The sequence below is a fragment of the Clavibacter sp. MX14-G9D genome (assembly GCF_032917815.1).
Classification (GTDB): Bacteria; Actinomycetota; Actinomycetes; order Actinomycetales; family Microbacteriaceae; genus Clavibacter; species Clavibacter michiganensis_K.
The window spans coordinates 1-3,202 of sequence record NZ_JAVCVL010000273.1 but is presented as its reverse complement, the minus strand read 5'-3'; the positions used below and the strand labels follow the sequence as shown (position 1 = coordinate 3,202).

Below are 3,202 nucleotides of genomic sequence, written 5' to 3'. Positions count from 1 at the left end.
AGCGCGACGAAGGCCACGGGGCCGGCGACCGTGGTCGCGACGCACACCAGCGCCACGCCGATCCCGAGCGCCGCCAGCCGCGCACCGGCGACGCGCACCCCCGTCGCGGCGGCGAGGTCGTCGCCGAGCTCCAGCTGCCGGAGGGCGGGGGAGAGCACCGGCACCGCGACGAGCAGCGCCGCGACGAGCGCCGCGGCCGTGCCGACGCCCGTCCGGTCGACGCCCGCGAGCGTGCCGGCACCCCACGCCGACGCGGTCATCGCCACGTCCAGCTCCACCCGCAGCAGCAGCCAGGTGCCGAGCGATGCGGCCATCGAGGAGACGGCGATCCCCACCACGATGAAGCGGAACCCGCCCGCGCCCGTGCCCGACGACAGCAGGACGATGACGAGCGCCGCGGCGAGCCCGCCCGCGAGCGCGCCGACCGTGCGGGACTCCCACGACGAGCCGACGAGGACGACCGCGCCCAGCATCCCGACGAAGGCCCCCTGCGAGAGCCCCAGGATGTCGGGGCTCGCCAGCGGGTTGCGCGTGACGCCCTGGAACAGCGCGCCCGCCACCCCGAGGGCGGCGCCCACGACGACGGCCGCGGCGATGCGCGGCATGCGCCAGTCGAGCACGACCGTCCGCGGCAGGCCCGTGGTCGACCCGGTGAGGGAGCCGATCACGTCCGGGAGCGCCACGGGGAAGTCGCCCGTCATGGCAGCGATCGCCCCGAGGGCCGCGATCGCGACGAGGAGGGCGCCGGCGACCGCGGCGACGCGGAGGCGCGCCGGTGCCGTCCCCCGGCGGACGCGGGTCGCGGATCCAGCCGGGGGAGCGGGGCGGGCGAGGAGCGCGCTCACAGGCCCGACACCCGGCGTCCGCGGCGCACGAGCCAGATCAGCACGGGCGCCCCCACGAACGCGGTGACGATGCCGACGGGCATCTCGCCGGGCGGCGCGACCACGCGGCCGACGACGTCGGCGAGCAGCACGAGCACCGGCGCCGCGGCCATCGATCCGATGACCACGCGGCGGTGGCCCACCCCGAGGCTCCAGCGCACCACGTGCGGGATCATCAGCCCGACGAAGGAGACCGGCCCCGCGAGCGCCGTGGCGGTGCCGGCCAGCAGCGTGACGGCCGCGATGGTGACGAGGCGCGTGCGCGGCAGCGAGACGCCCTGGCTCCGCGCGGTGTCGTCGCCGAGCGCCACGGCGTCGAGCGCGGGCGCGATCGCGACGGCGAGGAGCACGCCCGCGCCGAGGAGGGGCAGCACGGGCGGGAGCAGTGCGAGGTCCCGCCCGAGGAGGGTGCCCGCCGACCAGCCGAGCATCCGCTCGAACGCCTCCGGGTGCGTCAGCGTCACACCCGTGGTGATGCCGGAGAGCACCGCGCCCACGGCGATGCCGGCGAGGGTGAGGCGCACGGGATCCGCCCGCCCGCGGCCGGCCGTGCCGAGCGCCACCACGACGACCGTGAGCACGAGGGCGCCCGCGTAGGCGAACGGCGCCTGCCCGGCCGGGTCCGTCACGCCGACGAGCACCACGGCGCCCGCGACGGCGGCAGCCGCGCCCGCGTTCACGCCGAGGATGCCCGGGTCCGCCAGCGGGTTCCGCGTGAGCGCCTGCATGAGCGCCCCGGCGCCGCCGAGCCCCACCCCGACCGCGAGCGCGAGGAGGGTGCGCGGGATCCGCTGGTCGAGCAGCACGAACCGGGACTCGTCGGTGCCGCCGCCGGCGAGGGTGTCGAGCACGAGGCCCGGGGTCAGCCCGTTGGCGCCCACCGCGAGGGAGAGGACGAGCGCCGCGGCGAGGGCCACGGCGATGGCGATGGCCCACGCCGCCGTGCGCGCGCGGCGGCGCCCCCGGACCGTCGCGGGCCGGGGGACCGGGGCGCTCGCGGGCGCCGCGGGAGCGCGGCTCGTGCGGAGGCGGCTCACCGGGCGTCGCGCAGGACGTCCTCGATGTCGTCGAGCACCTTCGCCCCGCCCAGCGGCCCCACGCCCGTGATCCAGTACGACTGGTCGACGAGGTGCAGCTCCGGGAACGACGTGGCGTTGTCCGTGACGGCGGCGGGAACCGTCGACGGGTCGTCGACGTCCGTCGTGGTGACGAAGACCTGGTCGGCGCGCGCCTCGAGCACCTTCTCGGGCGACAGGTCGACGGAGATGGATCCCTCCCAGTCGCGCTCGGGCGTGGTGAACCCGGCGCACTCGAGGGTGCTGCCCGCGAAGGAGTCGGGGCCGTAGAGGGTGAGCAGGCCGTCCCGCGGGCGGATCATCTGGGCGGTCGCGCCGGCGGCCTCGTTCTCGGCCGCGACCTCGTCGCAGCGCGTCTGGTGGTCGGCGAGGAGCGCGGCGGCGTCGTCGGCCCGGCCGAGCGCGTCGCCGACGCGGGCGACGTTGTCCTGCCACGGATCCGCCTGCGAGGCGAGGAACACGGTCGGGGCGATGGCGGCGAGCTGGTCGTGGATCGCGGCATGCCGGGACTCGGTGCCGATGATGAGGTCCGGCGCGAGCGCCGCGATCCGCTCGACGCCGGGCTCGGGCACCGTCCCGACGACCTTGGCGGCGGCGGCGTCGGCGCCGAGGTAGGCGGGCACGCCCGCGGTCTCGTTCAGCACGGCCGCGCCCACGGGGACGACGCCGAGCGCCACGCTCGTGTCGAGGGCGACGGGCTCCAGCACGACCACGCGCTGCGGCGCCTCGGGGACCTCGACCTCGCCGCGGGCGTCCGTGACGGTGCGGGTGCCGGTGGCGGCGGTGGGGGATCCGGCCGCTGCGCCGCCCGCATCGCCGGCGGGCGCGCAGGCCGCGAGGCCCAGGACGACGAGGGCTGCGAGCGCGACGGCGGTCCGGCGGCGGTCGCGCCCTCCGGCGCGGGGAGCGGCGGAGGCGGGGATGCGGGCGGACAGGACGGCACGGGGAGGGGTCACGAGGGCCTTCGTTCGACGGGGTGCGTCTCGACGGCAGCACCGGCGCCGAGCTGGGATAGGTGAGGCTAACCTAACCGACTTCTCCCGCCGGGTCACGCCGACGGCCCTCCGCGCGCCAGTACCCCTGCGCCTGCACGCGCGCGGGATCGACTCCGTGCGCCACGACCGCGGCGCGCAGCGCGGCCACCGCCGCGCTCTCCGTGGCGATCCACGCGGCGAACCGCGGCCCGTCGGCCACGGCCGCCAGGGCGTCCTCCGCGGCCCAGGCGGCGAGGGCCTCGCCGAG

4 protein-coding genes are annotated in these 3,202 nt (G+C 78.0%); all 4 read right to left on the bottom strand.

All coding sequences use genetic code 11. The annotated features are described in order from the left end of the window. On the bottom strand, positions 1-845 hold an 845-nt coding region (locus Q6969_RS14540; protein ID WP_317231084.1), incomplete at its 3' end, for an iron chelate uptake ABC transporter family permease subunit. Continuing rightward, positions 842-1,921 carry an iron chelate uptake ABC transporter family permease subunit gene (locus Q6969_RS14535; RefSeq protein WP_317231083.1) on the bottom strand — a complete coding sequence of 360 codons (1,080 nt, stop codon included), beginning with the start codon at positions 1,919-1,921 and terminating at the stop codon, positions 842-844. The genes Q6969_RS14540 and Q6969_RS14535, both read right to left, overlap by 4 nt. After that, the gene (locus tag Q6969_RS14530; protein WP_317231082.1) at positions 1,918-2,916 is read right to left on the bottom strand and encodes an iron-siderophore ABC transporter substrate-binding protein; all 999 of its coding nucleotides are present in this window, start codon (positions 2,914-2,916) and stop codon (positions 1,918-1,920) included. The genes Q6969_RS14535 and Q6969_RS14530 overlap by 4 nt, the downstream gene beginning before the upstream one ends. A gap of 70 nt (positions 2,917-2,986) precedes the next feature. Then, positions 2,987-3,202: SIP domain-containing protein (locus Q6969_RS14525; RefSeq protein ID WP_317231081.1), on the bottom strand; the 216-nt coding region annotated here is incomplete at its 5' end.